The organism is Corynebacterium sp. HMSC29G08 (genome assembly GCF_001806875.1).
GTDB lineage: Bacteria > Actinomycetota > Actinomycetes > Mycobacteriales > Mycobacteriaceae > Corynebacterium.
Window position 1 is genome coordinate 1 of sequence record NZ_KV786245.1, and the last position, 1104, is coordinate 1104.

Genomic DNA, 1104 nt, shown 5'->3' on the forward strand with positions numbered 1-1104 from the left:
CGACCATCAAACTCAGCAAAATCCTGCACTCTAGACATCTCAAAAGAGTCAACGAACTCGTCAAAACCAAAGTCAGCAGAACCAAACCCGTGCAAAATCTCGTAGCAAATCACCACTTCACTCCTTCAACACCGAGGTTCGCTCAGCCGAACACAGACACGGACGCGTTGATGCGAGCGCCCACCACTCCCGCTGCGCAGGGACGCTGGCCGCAAATCCCATGGGCGTTACGGCCCTGTACCCATTGTTTCCTTTGGACATTCGCAGCCATCCGCTCCCGTGCCGTCTTTTGTTTGCTGCTACTTGTTTGCTACCAGGTGTTCAGGAAACAAGCCTCCACCACCAGCCCGGCGATACAGCGAACGCATCACATCCATAAACCACTGCGGCCTATCAGTCGCAGCCAACTCATGCACATACCGCGAACCACGACGCGAGTCATACCCAAGCGATCCTTCTTCAGGACGACCACTAAGACCATGATGCGAACGAAACAACGACGCATCATCCTGCAAAATCGCAAACAACTCCCCACCCACAAACTGCTCTTTCGCACTACCAGTCGACATCGCGTCACGCGCAACCCGATACAAATCATCAGCAACCGTCGCCCAATCCTGCACAACCCACGCCTCATCAGCAGGAGCAAGCGAAACACGCTGCATCGGAATTGCTAAAAACCCCACATTTTCAAGACGACACCCAGACAAATCCACCCCCTCCAACTGCGCGTAACGATAATGCTCAGCAAAGACCACATCACGCATCCGGCCAGTAAACACCGAATTCACAACACGCGCCGACTCCCGAGACCGCGGATTTGCACCATAAATGGCTACATCCAAAAGCTGCGACCCAGAAACCGTGCTCAACCAATTCGCACGAATATCAAACCCCGGCTCAGACAACGTCGAATCGATCAAAGAAATATGCGACACACGACCTGGTGTGCCAGACAGGCGGGTAATCGAGCACCCTTCAAACCACACCGTTTGAAAAATGGCGCCTTCCACATCGACTCCGTCGAAGGAGCGCTTGTCAAAGCGCACACTACGCAAATCCAACCCCATTACAGCTCAACCCCATAGGTACGCATCCAGCTAG

General features: G+C 53.6%; 1 protein-coding gene. It reads right to left on the reverse strand.

Annotated elements, in window-relative coordinates:
* Nucleotides 1-299: 299 nt before the first annotated feature.
* A complete protein-coding gene (locus tag HMPREF3101_RS06155; RefSeq protein ID WP_070463701.1) occupies nucleotides 300-1070 on the reverse strand; it encodes a pentapeptide repeat-containing protein in 771 nt (256 codons plus the stop codon).
* Nucleotides 1071-1104 lie beyond the last annotated feature (34 nt).

Excerpts from the sequence above, each read along its gene's own strand:
- HMPREF3101_RS06155 (WP_070463701.1), bottom strand. The coding sequence starts at position 1,070 with ATGGGGTTGGATTTGCGTAGTGTGCGCTTTGACAAGCGCTCCTTCGAC.